This window comes from Paenibacillus sp. P4_E11, from assembly GCF_056401635.1.
In genome coordinates this window covers 1-1,178 of sequence record NZ_JBFUIX010000522.1, presented here as the reverse complement: position 1 = coordinate 1,178, position 1,178 = coordinate 1, and the positions used below count along the sequence as shown (strand labels likewise).

1 protein-coding gene is annotated in these 1,178 nt (G+C 49.1%); it reads left to right on the top strand.

Annotated features, from left to right (window positions below):
• The coding region (locus AC1DWB_RS35690) for a DEAD/DEAH box helicase family protein (RefSeq protein ID WP_477545797.1) at positions 1-1,178 on the top strand (1,178 nt) is incomplete at both ends.

Here is a 1,178-nt window from a genome sequence, read left to right as displayed (position 1 = left end):
GGGTATCAAGTTCCGGGCGGTCTATTGGAAGCCTGAAACCTCAATCAACGAAACCAGCCAAAAGCAGTACGCGGCCAATATTCTGCACTGTACACGGCAGCTGCACTACTCCCTGCTGAATGAAAACAGCATCGACATTGTACTGTTTTTCAACGGCATTCCTGTAGTTTCTATGGAGCTGAAATGCCAGTTTACCGGGCAGGATACCGCCAACGCTATTCAGCAGTATAAATTCGACCGCACCGGCAATGACACTATCTTTGAGTTCAAAAACAGAGTGTTGGTGCATTTTGCGGTTGACCTAACCAACGTATATATGACCACACGGCTGGAAGGTGATAAAACCTACTTTCTGCCGTTCAATCAGGGTGCCATTGGCGCTGGCAATGTAGGCGGTAAAGGCAACCCCGTCAATCCCTATGGTTACGACACCGCTTACCTATGGGAAGACATACTGTGCAAAGACCGTCTTCTGGAGATCCTGCACAAGTATTTACATCTTCAAGTGGAACGGAACGAGAAAACAGGGGAAATCAAATCTGAGCGCATGATTTTCCCGCGCTACCACCAGCTGGATGTTGTGTCAAAGCTGCTAGCGCAAGTGAAGGAACTCGGCACGGGGCATAACTACCTGATCCAACACAGCGCTGGGTCGGGCAAATCCAATTCCATTGCCTGGCTGGCTTATCGGCTCGTAGGGCTTCATAACGCAAATGACGAAAAAATATTCCAGTCCGTTATCATTGTCACCGATCGCCGTGTGCTGGACAGCCAGCTGCAAAACACCGTGTATCAGTTCGACCATGTAGAAGGCGTGGTACAGAAAATCGATAAAAACTCCCAGCAGTTGAAGGAAGCCATTGAGGTGGGGACAGGTATCATCATCACCACATTGCAGAAATTCCCTGTCATTTACAAAGAGGTGAACTCCGGCAATAAGCGGTTTGCCATTATTGTGGATGAGGCTCACTCCTCCCAGACTGGAGATGCTGCCAAAAAACTAAAGCGTGCTCTTGCGGATACAGAAAAAATTCTGGAAGAATACGCCGAGATGGAGGGCACAGAGGAAGCGGCAAGAAAGGACGATGAGGACAAACTACTGGACGAGCTGGCTGGACAGGGCATTCATGAAAATCTGTCTTTCTTCGCTTTTACCGCCACGCCGAAGGATAAGACGC